The sequence below is a fragment of the Sphingomonas sp. NIBR02145 genome (assembly GCF_027359115.1).
GTDB lineage: Bacteria > Pseudomonadota > Alphaproteobacteria > Sphingomonadales > Sphingomonadaceae > Sphingomonas > Sphingomonas kyeonggiensis_A.
This window is the reverse complement of sequence record NZ_CP114791.1, coordinates 3,657,775-3,674,540: the sequence shown is the minus strand read 5'-3', so window position 1 is coordinate 3,674,540 and position 16,766 is coordinate 3,657,775. Positions and strand designations below refer to the sequence as shown.

Sequence of the window (16,766 nt, the reverse complement as noted above, 5' to 3'; positions counted from 1 at the left end):
AATGCTTCCTCGCTACTCTTGTCAGACAAGAGGGGGAATCATGTCTGACGAATGGGATCGGGAAGGCCCTTATGGCCATCCGGTAGTCGCGACTCTGGTGGGAGGCGCCATCCTGGTGCTGGCCGCCGTGCTGGGGCCGCATTTCTGCGAGCCCGTGCCGCTGCCGGCGCTGCTGGTGGGGGGGGCTGCCGCCGGGCTGGTGCTGTGGCTGATCGGATTCCTGGCGACGACGCGCCATGCCGGGCTGGGCTGGAAGCTGGGCTCGCTGGCGCTGCTGATCGGCGCGGGCGCCGGGGCGGCGCTGGTTGCGCATGGCCAGTTCCAGACGCGATCGCGCGCCGATGCCAGCAGCTTCGCCGACATGGAGCTGGGCACCGACGGCACGCCGTCGCTGCCCGCCGGCGCGGCATCGCGCGGGCCGGTCTCGAGCCTCTATCTTTCGTCGATCAAGGAAGATCAGGCCGCGGCGCGCGCCTATGGCGAGGCGCTGGGCAAGTTCGGCGCGGGGGCGCTGACCAGCCCCTATATGCTCCAGCAGAACCCGCAGGTGATCGGCCATTGCGGCGATATCGCGCAGGTCCGCGCGCTCGCCGCCGAGCAGAGCCTGGCGCGGCTCGCCCGGCGCAAGGCGCTGGCCGAGGCGATCGGCGGCGCGAGCCTGCCCAAGGCCGCCAAGCTGGGGATCGCGAAGATCGCCGGCGATGCGCAGGCCGACCCGCTGCTCGCCAACCAGCAGGCGATGCTCGATGCGACGGCGGAGCTCTGCACGCTGCTCGCGCGCAAGAGCTGGACCAACGCCAATGGCTATTTCGGCTTCGGCAGCGGCAGCGATACGGCGGCGTTCAAGGCAGTGAGCGCGAAGCGCCAGGCGATCGCGAAGGAGGCCGAGGCGCTCGACCGGGCCGCGCGCGAGCGGATCCTTGCCGGGCGCGAGCAGGTGCGCACCGCGCTGAGCCGCTCGATCTACGCGGGGGAGTAAGGCTCAGCCGCCGATCCGCAGCCAGAGCGCGGTCGCGTCGTCCGAGGTCTTGAAGCGCGGGAAGCGGGTGCAGGCGGCGTCGCCCTGCTCGATCGCGCGCAGCTCCTCGGCGATAGCGGCGAGGCCGCGGCTGCGGATCGCCTCGATCAGGGTCGTGTCGTCATAGGTGCCGTAGCTGTCGATCAGCGCGGCATAGCCGTCGCTCATCAGGAAGAGCTCGTCGCCCGGCGCACAGGCGATGCTGGCGCCGGCGACTTCCGACATATGCTCGGGATCGACGCTGAGCACGCGCATGCCGGGGCGGCCGCGGGTGGCGCGGAGATTGGCGAGGATCGGGGCGGAGCGCTTGGGGCTGCCCAGGCCGTGCGCGGCAAGGCTGGCGGCGCGTTCGGCCTCCGAATCGCGGATCTCGCGGACCGGGCCGAGCCGGGTGACCGGGCCGCCGGACCAGAGGAAGCCGACACAGTCGCCGAGCCAGCCGATCTCGAGCACGCCTTCGCCGAGCCGGGTGGCGAGCGAGGAGGCGAGCGGATATTCCCAGCGATCCTCGGGATCGCGGGTGCGGTCGCGCTCCCAGCCGGCGAGGATCGCATCGCCGACATCGCCGAACAGCGCTTCGACCGACGCGGCCGGAGAGACGGTGAAGGCACCGTGCGCGATGCTCGCCAGCCAGGCCGCGCCGCCCTGGCTGCCGACCAGCCCGGGCGGGCCGAGATCGGTCGCGCCGTCGATCACCCAGGCATGGCCGCGCACGAAGCCGGCGCGGTCGTCATTGGGAACGGAGACATCGCCGGCGAGGCTGATCGACTGGAGGAGATCGAAGTGCATGATCCCCTCCTAGCAGGCCGGCGTGACACCTGTCAGTCGCCTGGTGGCGGACGATGCGTGATTTCGACGAGTATCTTGCCGGGCGCGATGAAGTAGAAGGCGAAGGCGCCGCGCTGGTGGACGGGCGGATCGCCGGCCAGCCCCTCGGCCGCCAGCGCCGCGTGGAGCGCGGTCACCGCCACCTCGTCGGCCAGGTGGAAGCCGATATGGAAGCCCTCGGGGAAGCCCTGCGCGCCGCCACGCTGGAGGCGGCTGAGCACCAGCACGAGGCCGGCGCCGTCGACAAGGATCGACAGGCCGTTGTCGCCCAGGGTCTGGAGGTGGCGGAAGCCCAGCCAGCGCTCGAAAAAGGCGCGGGCCTCGGCGATGTCGGGGACGGGAAGGTCGAGATGGTTCAGGCGCATTGGTCGTTCCTCAAGTTGAGGCCCGGCGCGTGCGTGGGATCGTTCAGGTCACACCCGCCGAGCCACCGGCGCGCAACTGCGCCGGCGTCTCGTCGCGGGTCCCCTTGCGGGGTACAGGTTCTCCGCGGACAGCGGAGCGGCCGGGCTTACCTATCCGGTCCATGGCCCTTTATCGACGGCAGGATTTTGCGGCTTTGCGGGCGCTCCGTCAACCGGCCGGGCGGATCATGTAGCGGGCGTCCGGGCCATAGCTGGCGAGCTTGACGCGGAGTTCGGGGCTTTCCCGGGGCACGAAACCCTGGGCCTGCCAGAAACCGGCGGATTGGTTTACCGAGACCAGCGCGATCGGCGCATCGACCTGCGCGAGCAGCAAAGCGAGCCCGGCGCGGGCATTGCCGCCGCCCCGCGCCTCGGGAAGCAGGGCGAGATCGTGGAGATACCAGCTGGCCCGGCTCTCGGGCAGCGCGCCGAGCAAGGTGTCGAGCGGGGGGATGGCTCCCTGCGGCCAGGGATAGGCGATGAGGTATCCGGCCACGCCGTCCGCGCCATCGAGCACGAAACAGCTGCCCGGCGCGAGCGCGAGCCGTTCGGCGAAACAGGCCCGCCCCTCGGGATGGTCCGGGAAGGCGATGCGGGCGACCGCGACGACACCGTCGAGGTCCCCCGCCTCCATCGCCCGCCAGCGCATCAGTCGGCGAACAGCAGCACGGGGGTCTCGACCAGCTTCTTCACCGCCTGGACGAAGCTCGCCGCATCCCAGCCATCGACCACGCGGTGGTCGCACGAGATCGACAGGTTCATCAGCTTGGCGCGGACGATCTCGTCGCCCTGGAAGATCGGGCGCTCGACGATCTTGTTCGGACCGATGATCGCGACTTCCGGACGGTTGATCACCGGCGTGGTGGCGATGCCGCCGAGCGGGCCGAGCGAGGTCACGGTGAGGGTGGAGCCGGACAGCTCCTCGCTCTTCGCCTTGCCGGTGCGCGCGGCCTCGGCGAGGCGCGAGATCTCGCTGGCGAGCTGCCAGACATTCTTGTCCTGCGCATCGCGGATCACCGGCACCATCAGCCCGGCATCGGTCTGCGCCGCCATGCCGAGATGGACACGGCCATGGCGCGTGACCACGCCGGCCTCATCGTCATAGCGGGCATTGATCATCGGGAAATCGGGCAGCGCCCGGCAGATCGCGACGATCAGGAACGGCAGCATGGTCAGCTTGGGGCGCTGGCCGCGATTGTCGTTGAGGTCGGCGCGCATCGCTTCGAGCGCAGTCACGTCGATCTCGTCGACATAAGTGAAGTGCGGGATCGCGCGCTTCGATGCAGCCATGTTCTCGGCGATGCGGCGGCGCATGCCGATGACCTTGATCGGCTGATCGTCGCGCGCGCGGCTGGCATGGGGGGCGTGATAGCCCTGGGCGCTGCCGTAGCGGAGATAGGCGTCGAGATCGGCGTGGCGGACATGGTTGCCATCCGCCTTCACGCTGGCGAGATCGATGCCGAGATCCTTCGCACGCGCGCGAACCGCCGGGCTGGCGAGGACCTGCTTGTGCGGGGCCGGCTCGGGCAGGGCGACGGGCGCGGGTTCCGGAGCGGGAGCGGGCGCCGGAGCAGCCTCGACAACTTCCTCGACGCCCGGCGTTTCCGCCTCGACCTGCTCCTCGACCGGAGTCTCGGCAGCGGCAGGCGCGGCCGCTTCGGCATCGCCCTCGACTTCGATCACCATCAGCCCCGAGCCGATCGCGACCATCTCGCCGACTTCGCCGGCCAGCGCGACCACCACGCCGGAGACGGGCGATTCCATCTCGACCGTGGCCTTGTCGGTCATCATGTCGGCGACCTGCTGGTCCTCCGAGACGCGGTCGCCGACCTTGACGTGCCAGGCGACGATCTCGGCCTCGGCAATGCCTTCGCCGATATCGGGCAGGCGGAACGTGAAGCGTGCCATGCGGATCAGTCCTTCAGGATCTTCTTGAGGGCGGTGCCGATACGGACCGGGCCGGGGAAATAGGCCCATTCCAGGCTGTGCGGATAGGGCGTGTCGAAGCCGGTGACGCGCTCGATTGGGGCTTCGAGATGGTAGAAGCAGCGTTCCTGGACCTGGGCCGAAAGCTCGGCGCCGAAGCCCGAGGTGCGGGTCGCTTCGTGGACGATCAGGCAGCGACCGGTCTTCTTCACCGATTCCTCGATCGTCTCGATGTCGAGCGGAACGAGGGTGCGCAGATCGACGATCTCGGCGTCGATGCCGAGTTCCTCGACCGTGTTGGCGACGACATGGACCATCGTGCCGTAGCAGAGGATCGTCACCGCCTCGCCCGGGCGGACCACCGAAGCCTTGCCCAACTCGACGCGGTAATGGCCCTCGGGCACCTGGGCGCCGGGATGATCGGCCCAGGTCTTGGCCGGGCGGTCATAATGGCCGTGGAACGGGCCATTGTAGATGCGCTTGGGCTCGAGGAAGAGGACGGGATCATTGTCCTCGATCGCCGCGATAAGCAGGCCCTTGGCGTCATAGGGCGTCGAGGGGATCACCGTCTTCATGCCCGAGACGTGGGTGAAGATGCCCTCGGGCGACTGGCTGTGCGTCTGGCCGCCGAAGATGCCGCCGCCATAGGGCGAGCGGATCGTGATCGGCGCGGTGAAGTCCGCCGCCGAGCGATAGCGCAGGCGCGCCGCTTCGGAGACGAGCTGGTCGAGCGCCGGATAGATGTAATCGGCGAACTGGATCTCGGGGACCGGGCGCAGGCCATAGGCGCCCATGCCGATCGCCACGCCCATGATACCGATCTCGGTGATCGGCGTGTCGAAGGCGCGGGTCTTGCCATATTTGGCCTGGAGCCCGGCGGTGGCGCGGAAGACGCCGCCGAAATAGCCGACATCCTCGCCCATCACGACCACGTTCGGATCGCGCGCCATCATCACGTCCATGGCGGAGTTGATCGCCTGGATCATGTTCATCTGGGTGATCGCACCCATATCCGTGACCGTATCGGTCATGCCTGTGCCTTGCGAAGGGTCCAGCGGTCGCCCGCCGAAGGTTTCCATGTATCGAGCTTGCGGCGCGCGCCGGCGTCGCCCAGGCCATAGGCCTCGACGAACAGCTTCACCGGCGCCTCGGTGCGCGGGAAGCGGACGGCGTCGTCGACCAGCTGGTGATCGCCGCCCTCGACGACCAGTGCATAGGTGCCCGCCGGTGCGGTCTCCGCCGGGAAGAGATGTTCGCTCGCCGGGGTGGCATGGCCCATGACCGGCGGCAGCGCGTCCGCAGTGCCGGTCACCATCATCACCGGCACCTGGACGCTGCTATACGCACTATCCGGAACCAGGCCGGGCTGCTTGCCGGGTGAGGAGAAGCCGAGCACCGCCTTCACCGCCGGATTGCGCGCCTTGAAGTGCGGAAGGCCACCGCCCAGGCACAGCGAGGTGAGCGTGCCGAAGCTGTGCCCGGCCGCGATCACCGGCAGGCCGGGAAATGCCTGGGCCGCATGGGCGCCAGTCGCGCGCATATCCGCGAACCGCTCGATCAAGCCGGAGAGGAAGGTGAACTTGTCGCGCTCCGGATAGTGCATCGAATCGACATGCAAGGGCGCGAGCACGACGAAACCCTCGCCGAGCAGCACCGAGATCAGCCGCGCATAGCGCTCGGGCCAGGAGCCATGGCCGGTCGAGAACAACACCACGCCCCTGGGGCGGGCAGGCTTCCAGATGAACAGCTTGGTCGAGCGGGTCGGCGAGACGGCGAGGTCGATCGTCTCGGGATCGCCGATCGGGGCGGCGTGGAGCAGGCCGGGCGGGAGCAGCGCAAGCGCGCCGAGCGCACAAGCCCCCTTAACCAGACCGCGGCGGGTAAGGACCAGGGTCACAGGCCGGCCGCCTTCTGCTCGTCGAGCATCTGCTGCTGCTGTTCCTTGAGATGCCAGGGGATCGTCTCGAACACGCCTTCGAACATCGATTCGAAGGGCTGGTGCATGCCGTGGCCGAGGATGCCGTTCTTCTCGGCTTCCTTCTGCGATGCCTTGACCAGCTCGGCGAGCTCGAGGTCCTGCGCGGCGTGGCGCTCCTCGTCCCATTCGCCGAGCTTGATGAGATGCTCCTTGAGGCGGCGGATCGGATCGCCGAGCGGCCAGGCATTGGGCTCGCCGGCCGAACGGTACGCGGTCGGATCGTCCGAGGTCGAATGGCCTTCGGCGCGATAGGTGAAATGCTCGATCAGCGTCGGGCCCTGGTTGGTCCGCGCGCGCTCGGCGGCCCATTCGGTCGCGGCGTACACCGCCAGCGCGTCATTGCCGTCGACGCGAAGGCCGGCGATGCCATAGCCGATCGCGCGCGCCGCGAAAGTGGTCGCCTCGGCCCCGGCAAAGCCCGAGAAGGAGCTGATCGCCCACTGATTGTTGACGACGTTGAAGATCACCGGCGCCTTGTAGACGGTCGCGAAGGTGAGCGCCGAGTGGAAGTCGCCCTCGGCGGTCGAGCCCTCACCGCACCAGGTGGCGGAGATGCGGGTGTCGCCCTTGGCCGCGCTCGCCATCGCCCAGCCGACGGCCTGGGGATATTGCGTCGCGAGATTGCCCGAGATCGAGAAGAAGCCGAATTCCTTCGAGGAATACATGATCGGCAACTGGCGGCCCTCGAGCGGATCGGCCTTGTTCGAATAGATCTGGTTCATCATCGACACGATCGGATAGCCGCGCGTGATGAGGATCCCCTGCTGGCGATAGGAGGGGAAGCACATGTCATCGCTGGCGAGCGCGCTCGCCGCGCCGATCGACACCGCCTCCTCGCCGGTGGACTTCATGTAGAAGCTGGTCTTGCCCTGGCGCTGGGCGCGGAACATGCGCTCGTCGAACGCGCGGGTGAGTGCCATCGACCGGAGCATGCGGCGCTTGGCATCCGCATCGAGCCGCGGATCCCAGGGGCCGACGGCATTGCCTTCGTCATCGAGGACGCGGACCAGGCCATAGGCCAGCTCATGGAAGCTGTCGGCACGGTCGGCGGTGTCGGGCCGGCGGGTGGCGCCGGCGGGCGGCACCACGATGTCGCCGAAGTCCGCCTCGTCGCCCGGGCGGAAGCGCGGCTCGGGCACGTGCAACGCAAGCGGGGGCAGGTTGGCGCGGTCGCGCTCGCTCACATGGACTCTCCGGACATAGGTTCCCGTTGCCAAACGCTCGGGAATCACGTTTCGCACCTTTGTTATAAAATTTCAAAGACTGGCGCAAGTAGGTCAGGGGTGCTGACCTGAAATGCCGGGTGGGCCGCTGGGAATTCGAGCCCGACCGATGTTCAATACTGCTCCCCGGCTTTCGCCGGGGAAGCGGAAGGCAAGGGGTTAGGAGGCTTACGCGACCGGGAAGCCGCGCCGCTTGAACAGTGCCGACACGTCCGGATCGCGCCCGCGGAACGCGCGATAGGCGAGCTTGCGGTCGGTCTCGTTGCCGGTGGAAAGCAGGGTGGCGCGGAAGCGGTCGGCCGTGGCCTTGTCCCAGACATTGCCGGTTTCCTGGAACGCCGCCCAGGTGTCCGCGTCCATCGTCTCGGACCAGAGATAGGAATAATAGCCGGCCGAATAGGCGTCCGACGAGAAGAGGTGGCTGAACTGCGGCAACCGGTGGCGCAGCACGATCTCCCTGGGCATGCCGAGCGCGGCAAGCGCTTCCTTCTCGAACGCGGCGATATCGGTCACCGGCACTTCGCGATCATGCAGCTGCATGTCGAGGATCGCGCAGGCGAGATACTCGACCGTGTCGAAGCCCTGATTGAAGGTGGAGGACTTCTCGATCTTGTCGACCAGCGCCTGCGGCATCGGCGCGCCGGTCTTGTAGTGCTTGGCGTATTTGTCGAGCACGTCGCGGGTGAGCAGCCAGTTCTCGTTCACCTGGCTGGGATACTCCACGAAGTCGCGCGGCGTGCCAGCGAGGCCCGGATAGGTGATGTTCTGGAGCAGGCTGTGGATCGCGTGGCCGAACTCGTGGAACAGCGTGGTCGCATCGTCGAGGCTGATCAGAGTCGGCTCGCCGGCGCCGCCCTTGACGAAATTGTTGTTGTTCGAGGCGAGCGTGTTGCGGGCGCCGCCGAACTTCTGCTGGCCGCGATAGCGCGTGGCCCAGGCGCCGGAGCGCTTGCCCGAGCGGGCATAGCCGTCGAAATAGAAGATGCCGATATTCTTGCCGGTACGCGTGTCGGTAACCTCGAAGGTGCGCACTGCCGGGTCGAACACCGGCACGTCCTTCACTTCCTTGAAGCCCAGGTCATAGAGCCGGTTGGCGGCGTAGAAGGCGCCCTGGAGGATGTTGCTCAGCTCGAGATACGGCTTCACCTCGCTCTCATCGAGGTCGTACTTCGCCTTGCGGACCTTCTCGGCATAGAAGCGATAGTCCCAGGGCTCGATGGTGATCTTCGGGCCTTCCCCCCTGGTGCCTTCGGCGTCGGCGAGCGCCTGCATGTCGGCGACTTCTTCGGCGACGCGGGCGCGGGCGGCAGGCCACACCGCCATCATCAGCTTCATCGCATTGGCCGGGGTCTCGGCCATGGTGTCGTCCATGCGATAGTATGCATGGTTCTTGAAACCGAGCAGCTTCGCACGCTGCTGGCGCAGCTTGAGGATCTCGGCGATGCCGGCCTTGTTGTCGCTGGCATTGCCATTGTCGCCGCGCGAGACGAAGGCGCGCCAGACCTTTTCGCGCAGGCCGCGGTTGGTCGAGTAGGTGAGGAAGGGCGAGACCGAGGAGCGGGTGTTGACCACCGCCCATTTGCCGGTGAGCCCGCGCTCGGTCGCGGCACTGGCGAGCGATGCCTTGAAGCTGTCCGGCAGGCCGGCGAGCTGGGCTTCGCTGTCGAGGACGATCCAGGTCTCCTCGTCGGCAAGCAGCTTGCGGCTGAAATCGGAGAAGGCGGAGGCGAGCGCCTGGTTGAGGCGGCTGACTTCGGCGCGCTCGGCATCGGAGAGCGCGGCGCCGCGGCGAACGAAGCCGCGATAGCTCCGCTCGAGCAGGCGAGTCTGCTGGGCATCAAGCTTCTGCCGGGCACGCGTGTCATACGCCCCCTTCACCCGGGCGAAGAGCAGGGGATCGAGGAACAGCTCATCATTCGCCTTGGTGAGCTTGGGACTCCACTCGCGGTCGATCGCCTGCACCTGCTTGTCGGCCAGGTTGCTGGTGTAGACGCCCCAGGCCGACAACACGCGGTCCATCGTGTCGCCGGCCTTCTGCATCGGCTCGATCACGGTGTGGAAAGTGGAGGCGCTGCGCGCGTTGCGGATCGCGTGGATCTCCTGGCGCTGCTCGGCGACCGCGACTTCAAAAGCGGCGGGGAACATCTCGGCCTTGAACTTGTCCCAGGGGGGCACGCCGCCATAGCCGCCCGGCCAGGGCTTGAGCAAAGGCGAGGCATCGACGGGTTCGGCAGCGTGGGCCATCAGGCTCCCCAGGAAAGGCGTGGCAAGTGCGGCACTGGTGCCGAGAAGCGCCTGACGGCGGCTGAAGTTGCGGATCATCTGCGCGGGGTCCCCTGAATTCTGCGATTGCGGCCAGCTTAGGGGGCTGGGGCGGAATGGCAATTGACTCCGGACGAATAGGGAACACAATAAGAACATTCCGTTCTCCCGAGTCGTGAGGCCATGGCCGATCCTGCCGTCCTGAAGCAATTGCGCGAGAGCCTGAAAGGGCTCGAGACCGGCGGATTCCGCCGGCGCCCGGCATTGCCCTTCGGGATCCCGGAGATCGATTCGCGGCTGGCGGACGAGGGGCTGCGGCTCGACGCACTGCACGAAGTTGCGGCGGGCACCAGCGACATGGCGGATGATTGCGCGGCAACGCTGTTCCTCGCCGGCATCGCGGCGCGCGCCTGGGGGCCGGTGCTTTGGGTGGTCCGGCGGCGCGACCTGTTCGCGCCGGGGCTCGCCCAGTCGGGCCTCGATCCCAAGCGCCTGATCTATGCCGAAGCCAAGGACGATGCCGAGCTGCTCGCGGTGATGGAGGAAGGGCTGCGCCATCGTGGGCTCGGCGCGGTGATCGGCGAGGCCAAGCGCGCGGACATGACCGCGACCCGCCGCCTGCAGCTGGCGGCCGAGGGCGGGCGGACGATCGCCCTGCTGATGAAACGCGCGGCCCGCGAAGGCAGCGATCCGATCGCCATGCCATCGGCGGCGGTGACGCGCTGGCGGGTGACCTGCGCGCCCTCGACGCCCCTGCCCGTGGCCGGTGTCGGCCGACCACGCTGGAAGCTGGCGCTGGCACGGCAAAAGGGGGGAGAAGGTTTCGAGACAATCGTGGAGGCATGCGATGCAACGGGTCGCTGCGCTCTTCCTCCCGTTATGGCCAATCGAAAGGCTGTGGCGGGCGGAACGGCGCCCCGCCGCGCAGCCTGACGCGCGCGCCCTCCCCACGCCCCAGGCGCCCTTGCGCAAGCCCGCACAGCATGCGGGGCATTGGCGGCCGGGCGCGAAATGGGCCCGGGAGGATGACTCTCTCCCTCTCCCGCTTGCGAGAGAAGCTCAAGGTGAGGGTGGCTCGGACGCGGCTCGTTCACACCCTCACCCGACCTCGCTGCGCTCGGCCACCCTCTCCGACAAGCGGGAGAGGGAATTGGAATTCGCCCCGCTTATCACCACCCTGCGCAACGGCAGCCGGATCGAGATCGCCGCCGCCTGTCCCGCCGCCCAGGCGCTGGGACTGCGGCCCGGCATGGCGGTGACCCAGGCACGCGCGCAGGTCCCCGGGCTCGACATCCGCCCCGCCGATCCCGAGGGCGATCTCGCTTCGCTCAGAAGCCTCGCCATCCTCGCCGCCCGGCGCTGGTCGCCCTGCGTGGCGCTGTCGGGCGAGGACGGGCTGTTCCTCGATCTCTCCGGCACCGCGCATCTGTTCGGCGGCGAAGCGAAAATGGCGCGACACATCGTCCGCCTGCTCGCGCGCGCCGGCTTCACCGCGCGGATCGCGATCGCCGACACGCCCGGCGCCGCCTGGGCATTGGCACGCTATCATGGCCATTGCCTCTGCCCGCCGGGCGAACAGGCGCGTGCGCTGGCCGGGCTGCCCACGCCGGCGCTGCGCATCGACGAAGCCGCAGCGGAGCTGCTCAAGCGATTGGGAGTCGACCGGATCGGTCAACTCGCCGCCCTGCCCCGCGCACCGCTCACGCGCCGCTTCGGCGCTGCGACGGTCCTGCGGCTCGACCAGGCGCTGGGTCGTATCGCCGAGCCGCTCGATCCGGTGATCCCGCCCGAAAGCATCGCCGTGCGGCAGCGCTTCGCCGAGCCGATCGCCAGCGCCGAGGCCATCGAGCATTGGCTGGGCCAGCTCACTCCGCGCCTTGCCGCCGCGCTCGAGGACGAAGGGCTGGGGGTGCAGGCGCTCGAATGCATCGCCGATCGGATCGACGGGGTGCCGCAGCGCATCCGCATCGGCCTGGCCCGGCCCAATCGCGACCCCGCGCATCTGCTCCGCCTGCTCAAGCGGCGGATCGAGGATGTCGAGCCGGGCTATGGGATCGACGCGATCACCCTGCATGTCCGCCGCGCCGCGCCGCTCGGGCCCGAACCGGTGGTCGAACGGCTCGACGAGGAAGCGGCGCCCGACATCACCACGCTGGTGGACACGCTGGCGACCCGGATCGGCCAGGACGCGATGTGGCGGATGCGTGCCGTGGAAAGCGACATGCCCGAGCGCTCCCTGGCACGGGCGCCGGTGCTCGACCCTCCCATACGCAACGGCGAGCGTCCGAAGGTCGACGATGTCCGCCAGCTCGATCGCAGCGCCGCGCTCCATCCCTGGCATCCGGCCTGGCCCAAGCCCGCCCGGCTGCTGCGCCGGCCCGAACGGCTCGATCACGTCATCGCCGAGCTGCCCGACCAGCCCCCCCGCCGCTTCACCTGGCGCGGGCGCCCGCACCAGGTGATCCGCGCCGATGGGCCCGAGCGGGTGCAGGGCGAATGGTGGAAGCGCGATGCCGAGCGGCTGAGCGTGCGCGACTATTTCCGCGTCGAGGACGAGGCCGGCCGCCGCTACTGGCTGTTCCGCGCCGGCGATGGCGAGCGCGCGGCGACCGGCGACCTCAGCTGGTATCTCCACGGCGTGTTCGGATGACCTATGCCGAACTCCAGGTGACGACGCATTTCTCGTTCCTGCGCGGAGCGTCCTCACCCGAGGATCTGTTCCGGCAGGCCGCCCTGCTCGGCCTGCCGGCGCTCGGCATCGTCGACCGCAATTCGGTGGGCGGCGTGGTGCGCGCGCTGGTGGCCGCCGAGCAATTCAGCGCGCTCGGCGTGCCGATCCGGATGATCGCCGGCTGCCGGCTCGACCTGGTCGATGGCAGCTCGGTGCTGGTCTGGCCCGAGGATCGCACGGCGTGGAGCCGGCTCACCCGGCTGCTCACTCTCGGCAAGTCGCGCGCCGATGCGCAGAAGGGCGAAAAAGGCCAATGCTTCCTCCATTGGGACGATCTGGCCGACGCCGCACAGGGGCTGGTCGGCGCGCTGGTTCCGGGGCTGGCCGATACCGGTGATCCGGTTTCACTCCGCTGGATGGCGGATATCTTCGGGGCGAGCGGCCATCTCTGCCTCACCCAGCATCGCCGCCCGGGCGACGCACTGCGACTGCACGAACTCAATCTTGCCGCCGAGCGCTTCGGGCTCACCCCGCTCGCCACCGGCGATGTCCTCTACGATACGCCGGACCGGCGGATGCTGCAGGACGTGGTCACCGCGATCCGCGAGAAATGCACGATCGACGAACTCGGCTTCCGCCGCGAGCGCAACGCCGACCGGCACTTAAAGTCGCCCGCGGAAATGGCGCGACGCTTTCGCGACTATCCGCAAGCGCTGGCGGCTTCGGAAGCGATCGCCGAACGCTGCACCTTTTCGCTGCGGGAGCTGAAGCATCAATATCCCGAGGAAGAAGTCCTCGATGGCCGCACCGCGCAGGAAGCGCTCGCCGCGCTCGCCTGGAACGGGCTCAAGCAGAAATTCGCGGGCAAGCCCTCGCAGGCGCATCAGGACCTGCTTCGGCATGAGCTCGGGCTGGTCGAGCAGATGGACTATGCGCCCTATTTCCTCACCGTGAATTCGATCGTCCAGTTCGCGCTCAGCCAGCAGATCCTCTGCCAGGGGCGGGGCAGCGCCGCCAATTCGGTGATCTGCTTCGCGCTCGGCATCACGTCGATCGATCCGATCGTCCACCAGCTGCTGTTCGAGCGCTTCATCTCGACCGAACGCAAGGAGCCGCCCGACATCGACGTCGACTTCGAGCATGAGCGACGCGAGGAAGTGATCCAGTGGATCTATGACAGCTATGGCCGTGACCATGCCGCGCTGACTGCCGTCGTCATCCGCTTCCGCTCGCGCAGTGCGCTGCGCGAAGTCGGCAAGGCGATGGGCCTTCCCGAAGACATGACCGCGGCGCTCTCCTCGCAGGTCTGGGGTTGGTCGAACGACGTCGACGACAAGCATGCCGACGCGCTCAACCTCGATCGCAGCGATCCGCGGCTGGCGCTGACGCTGGAACTGGCGCGCCAGCTGGTGAACACACCGCGCCATCTGTCGCAGCATCCGGGCGGCTTCGTGCTGACCCGCGACAAGCTGCACGACCTGATCCCGGTCGAGCCCGCGGCCATGGCCGAACGCCATGTCGTCGAATGGGAGAAGCTCGATATCGAGGAGCTGGGCTTCATGAAGGTCGATATCCTCGGCCTCGGCATGCTCGGCTGCATGCGACGCACGTTCGACCTGCTGGCGGAGCACAAGCGGACCTACCTGACATTGGCCTCGCCGAAGATGCAGGAGGAAGACCCCCTGACCTTCAAGATGATCCAGCAGGCGGACACGCTCGGCGTGTTCCAGATCGAGAGCCGCGCGCAGATGTCGATGCTGCCGCGAATGAAGCCGGTCTGCTTCTACGACATCGCCATCCAGGTCGCGATCGTCCGGCCAGGGCCGATCCAGGGCAACATGGTGCATCCCTATCTGAAACGCCGGCAGAATCCGGAGCTGGTCGATTATCCCTCGCCCAGGCTGAAAGCGGTGCTGAAGAAGACGCTGGGCGTGCCACTGTTCCAGGAGCAGGCGATGCAGGTGGCGATCGTCGGGGCGGACTTCACGCCGAGCGAGGCCGACCGGCTGCGCCGGGCGATGGCGACCTTCAAGTCGAGCGGCGATATCGGCGAATTCGGCCCGAAGCTGATCGAAGGCATGCGCCGCAACGGCATCAACGAGACCTTCGCCGCGCAGCTGGTCGAGCAAATCAAGGGCTTCAGCAATTACGGCTTCCCCGAGAGCCACGCCGCCAGCTTCGCCAAGATCGCCTATGCCTCGAGCTGGATGAAATGCCATCATCCGGACGTGTTCTGCACCGCGTTGCTCAATGCGCAGCCGATGGGCTTCTACGCGCCCGCGCAGCTGATCCGCGATGCCCGCACCCACGGTGTCGAGGCGCGCGCCGTGTGCATCAACGACAGCGACTGGGACACGCGGATGGTACCCGAGGGCCCGAACCTGCGCGAACAGGACGCACGTTTCTGCGGCACCGAGGCGGATTGGAAGAGCCTGCAGCCGATCCGACTCGGCATGCGGATCGTGCAGGGACTGGCGCAGGAAGATGCGCGCAAGGTCCTCGACGCCCGCGCAGAAGCCCCCTTCACGTCGATCGAGGATATCTGGCGCCGCTCCCGGGTGAAGCCGGCCGCGCTGGAACGGCTCGCCCGCGCCGATGCCTTCCAGGCGCTGGGCCTCAACCGGCGCCAGGCGCTCTGGGCGATCAAGGGGCTCAGCCAGGCACCGCTCGACCTGTTCGCCGCCGCCGATGCGCGCGAGGGTGCAACCGTGGCCGAAGTGGTCGAGCCGCAGGTGGCCTTGCTGCCGCTGAGCGCCGGCCGCGAAGTGGTGGAGGATTATCGCGCGACCCAGCTCTCGTTGCGCGCCCATCCCCTCACGTTCCTGCGTGATCGCCTGGCGGCACGACGGATCGCGCAGTGCGCGGACCTGCTGAACATGAAGGATGGCCAGAGGGTGGAAGTCGCCGGACTGATCCTGGTCCGCCAGCGACCGGGCAGCGCCAAGGGCGTGGTGTTCGTGACCCTGGAGGACGAGACCGGCATCGCCAATGCCGTACTCTGGGCCGACCGGTTCGAGGCCAATCGCCGCACCGTGATGTCCGCCACGATGCTGGCGATCAAGGGCAAGGTGCAGCGCGAGGGGATCGTTATCCACCTGGTCGCCGAGCAGATCACCGACCTCACTCCGTGGCTGCGCGAAGTCGGCGAGCTCGAACTTCCCCGCATGACCATGCCCGGTGACGGCGCGACGCATGGCGGCGAGATCGATCCACGCGACCGGCTCAAGCTGCCGCGCCAGCGCGCGCTCGAAAGCTGGCCGCCCCGCCGCAGCCTCAAGACGCCGGACCTGATCCCGGTACGCTCAAGGGACTTTCACTGATGCCTGGAAACCGTTTCTTCTATGCGCTTCGTCCCTCGCCGCTCGCCCGCAACCTGATCGGGGTGCAGCGCGACCAGCTGGGGCTGGCCGAGACCATCGTCGAGAATGACCGGCTGCACATCACGCTCGGCATCACCGAGGATTATGCGCGCCAGCCCTATGCCGAAATGAAGCGGCTGATCGAGATCGGCGAGCAGGTCTCCGCCGCGCCGGTGCCGGTACGGCTCGACCGGGTGTCCGCCGGCAACGAGACGATCGCGCTCAAGCCCAGCCGCAGGATCGATGCATTGGCCGAACTGGGCCGCAAGCTGCAGGACGGGCTGCGCCACGCCGGACTGCTGCGCGGTGCCTGGGATTTCCACCCGCACGTCACTCTGCTCTACCGCAAGGGCCGGCCGTTCACGCGGACGATCGAGCCGATCGGCTGGGACGCGACCGACTTCGTGCTGATCCATTCGATCCTGGGCGCGCACCGACATATCGAACTGGGCCGCTGGCCGCTGGTCGATCGGCAGGGCGGGTTCGGCTTCTAGAAACCTAATCCCAGCTGCGGCACGTCACGGGTGACCACGCCGTCCCGCACCTCCACACCCTCGATCGCGAGCATCTGCGCCTTGGAATGCGAACCGCCGGGCGCCGAGAAGCCGCCGATCCGCCCGTTCGCCGCCGTCACCCGGTGGCACGGAATGATCAGCGGCACCGGATTGGCCGACATCGCCTGGCCTACATCGCGGGCGAATTCGGGGCCTGCATCGAGCAGCTTCGCGATCGCGCCATAGGTCGCCGTCTCGCCCCAGCCGAGGCGGCGGACCGCGGTGTAGACGCGATCGAAGAAGGGCTGCTGCGGCCCGAGATCGACGGGCACGGCTGCAAAGTCGACACGCTCCCCGGCAAAATAGCGCAGGGCTTGGTTGATTACCGCCTGCACCGGCGGAGACGGAACCACCGCCCTCGCGTCCGGAAGGCGCCGGAGCAGCGCGCGTTCGGCCTCGCCCGCGGTGCCCGCCGGCAACCGGAAGCTGTTGATGCCCGTGCCGTTCCAGCCGATGGCGGCGAAGCCCGCCACGGTCTCGAACACGGTATAGAAGCACTCGTCGGCCATGCGATGGAGATCGGCACTCGTTCCGCCGTTCGCA

Annotated in this window: 14 protein-coding genes; 5 read left to right on the top strand and 9 right to left on the bottom strand. The window is 68.2% G+C overall.

The window, feature by feature from the left end; translation table 11 throughout:
* Positions 1-40: 40 nt before the first annotated feature.
* Positions 41-979 (top strand): hypothetical protein, encoded by a 939-nt coding sequence (locus O3305_RS16640; RefSeq protein WP_269573529.1) that lies wholly within the window; start codon positions 41-43, stop codon positions 977-979.
* Between the two features lie 3 nt (positions 980-982).
* On the opposite strand, the gene O3305_RS16635 is transcribed toward O3305_RS16640, so the two are convergent.
* The 8 genes from O3305_RS16635 to O3305_RS16600 form a co-directional block, all read right to left on the bottom strand.
* Positions 983-1,807 (bottom strand): hypothetical protein, encoded by an 825-nt coding sequence (locus O3305_RS16635; protein WP_269573528.1) that lies wholly within the window; start codon positions 1,805-1,807, stop codon positions 983-985.
* A gap of 32 nt (positions 1,808-1,839) precedes the next feature.
* Positions 1,840-2,211 (bottom strand): VOC family protein, encoded by a 372-nt coding sequence (locus O3305_RS16630; protein ID WP_269573527.1) that lies wholly within the window; start codon positions 2,209-2,211, stop codon positions 1,840-1,842.
* A 208-nt stretch (positions 2,212-2,419) separates the two neighbouring features.
* The gene (locus O3305_RS16625; RefSeq protein ID WP_269573526.1) at positions 2,420-2,899 is read right to left on the bottom strand and encodes a GNAT family N-acetyltransferase; all 480 of its coding nucleotides are present in this window, start codon (positions 2,897-2,899) and stop codon (positions 2,420-2,422) included.
* Positions 2,899-4,158 (bottom strand): dihydrolipoamide acetyltransferase family protein, encoded by a 1,260-nt coding sequence (locus O3305_RS16620; protein ID WP_269573525.1) that lies wholly within the window; start codon positions 4,156-4,158, stop codon positions 2,899-2,901. The genes O3305_RS16625 and O3305_RS16620 overlap by 1 nt, the downstream gene beginning before the upstream one ends.
* 5 nt (positions 4,159-4,163) lie before the next feature.
* Positions 4,164-5,168, bottom strand: coding sequence for an alpha-ketoacid dehydrogenase subunit beta (locus O3305_RS16615; RefSeq protein WP_184164977.1), 1,005 nt, complete (start codon positions 5,166-5,168; stop codon positions 4,164-4,166).
* A 35-nt stretch (positions 5,169-5,203) separates the two neighbouring features.
* On the bottom strand, positions 5,204-6,073 hold the full coding sequence (locus O3305_RS16610) for an alpha/beta hydrolase (protein ID WP_269573524.1): 870 nt from the start codon (positions 6,071-6,073) through the stop codon (positions 5,204-5,206).
* Positions 6,070-7,338 (bottom strand): 3-methyl-2-oxobutanoate dehydrogenase (2-methylpropanoyl-transferring) subunit alpha, encoded by a 1,269-nt coding sequence (locus tag O3305_RS16605; protein WP_269573523.1) that lies wholly within the window; start codon positions 7,336-7,338, stop codon positions 6,070-6,072. Before O3305_RS16605 ends, O3305_RS16610 begins: the two co-directional genes overlap by 4 nt.
* Positions 7,339-7,545: 207 nt before the next feature.
* Complete coding sequence (locus O3305_RS16600) at positions 7,546-9,699, bottom strand: M3 family metallopeptidase (RefSeq protein ID WP_269573522.1); 2,154 nt, start codon at positions 9,697-9,699, stop codon at positions 7,546-7,548.
* 123 nt (positions 9,700-9,822) lie between these two features.
* Between O3305_RS16600 and O3305_RS16595 the strand changes: the two genes are divergently transcribed.
* From O3305_RS16595 to O3305_RS16580, 4 genes are all read left to right on the top strand, one after another.
* Entirely contained in the window at positions 9,823-10,572 is a 750-nt protein-coding gene (locus O3305_RS16595) for an ImuA family protein (protein ID WP_269573521.1), read from the top strand.
* 217 nt (positions 10,573-10,789) lie between these two features.
* Positions 10,790-12,289 carry a DUF6504 family protein gene (locus O3305_RS16590; RefSeq protein ID WP_269573520.1) on the top strand — a complete coding sequence of 500 codons (1,500 nt, stop codon included), beginning with the start codon at positions 10,790-10,792 and terminating at the stop codon, positions 12,287-12,289.
* The gene (locus O3305_RS16585; protein ID WP_269573519.1) at positions 12,286-15,630 is read left to right on the top strand and encodes an error-prone DNA polymerase; all 3,345 of its coding nucleotides are present in this window, start codon (positions 12,286-12,288) and stop codon (positions 15,628-15,630) included. The genes O3305_RS16590 and O3305_RS16585 overlap by 4 nt, the downstream gene beginning before the upstream one ends.
* Positions 15,630-16,163, top strand: a complete 534-nt coding sequence (locus O3305_RS16580; protein ID WP_269573518.1) for a 2'-5' RNA ligase family protein — start codon at positions 15,630-15,632, stop codon at positions 16,161-16,163. The genes O3305_RS16585 and O3305_RS16580 overlap by 1 nt, the downstream gene beginning before the upstream one ends.
* Here the strand turns inward: O3305_RS16580 and O3305_RS16575 are convergent.
* Positions 16,160-16,732 carry a methylated-DNA--[protein]-cysteine S-methyltransferase gene (locus O3305_RS16575; protein ID WP_269573517.1) on the bottom strand — a complete coding sequence of 191 codons (573 nt, stop codon included), beginning with the start codon at positions 16,730-16,732 and terminating at the stop codon, positions 16,160-16,162. The genes O3305_RS16580 and O3305_RS16575 overlap by 4 nt on opposite strands.
* Between the last annotated feature and the right edge of the window lie 34 nt (positions 16,733-16,766).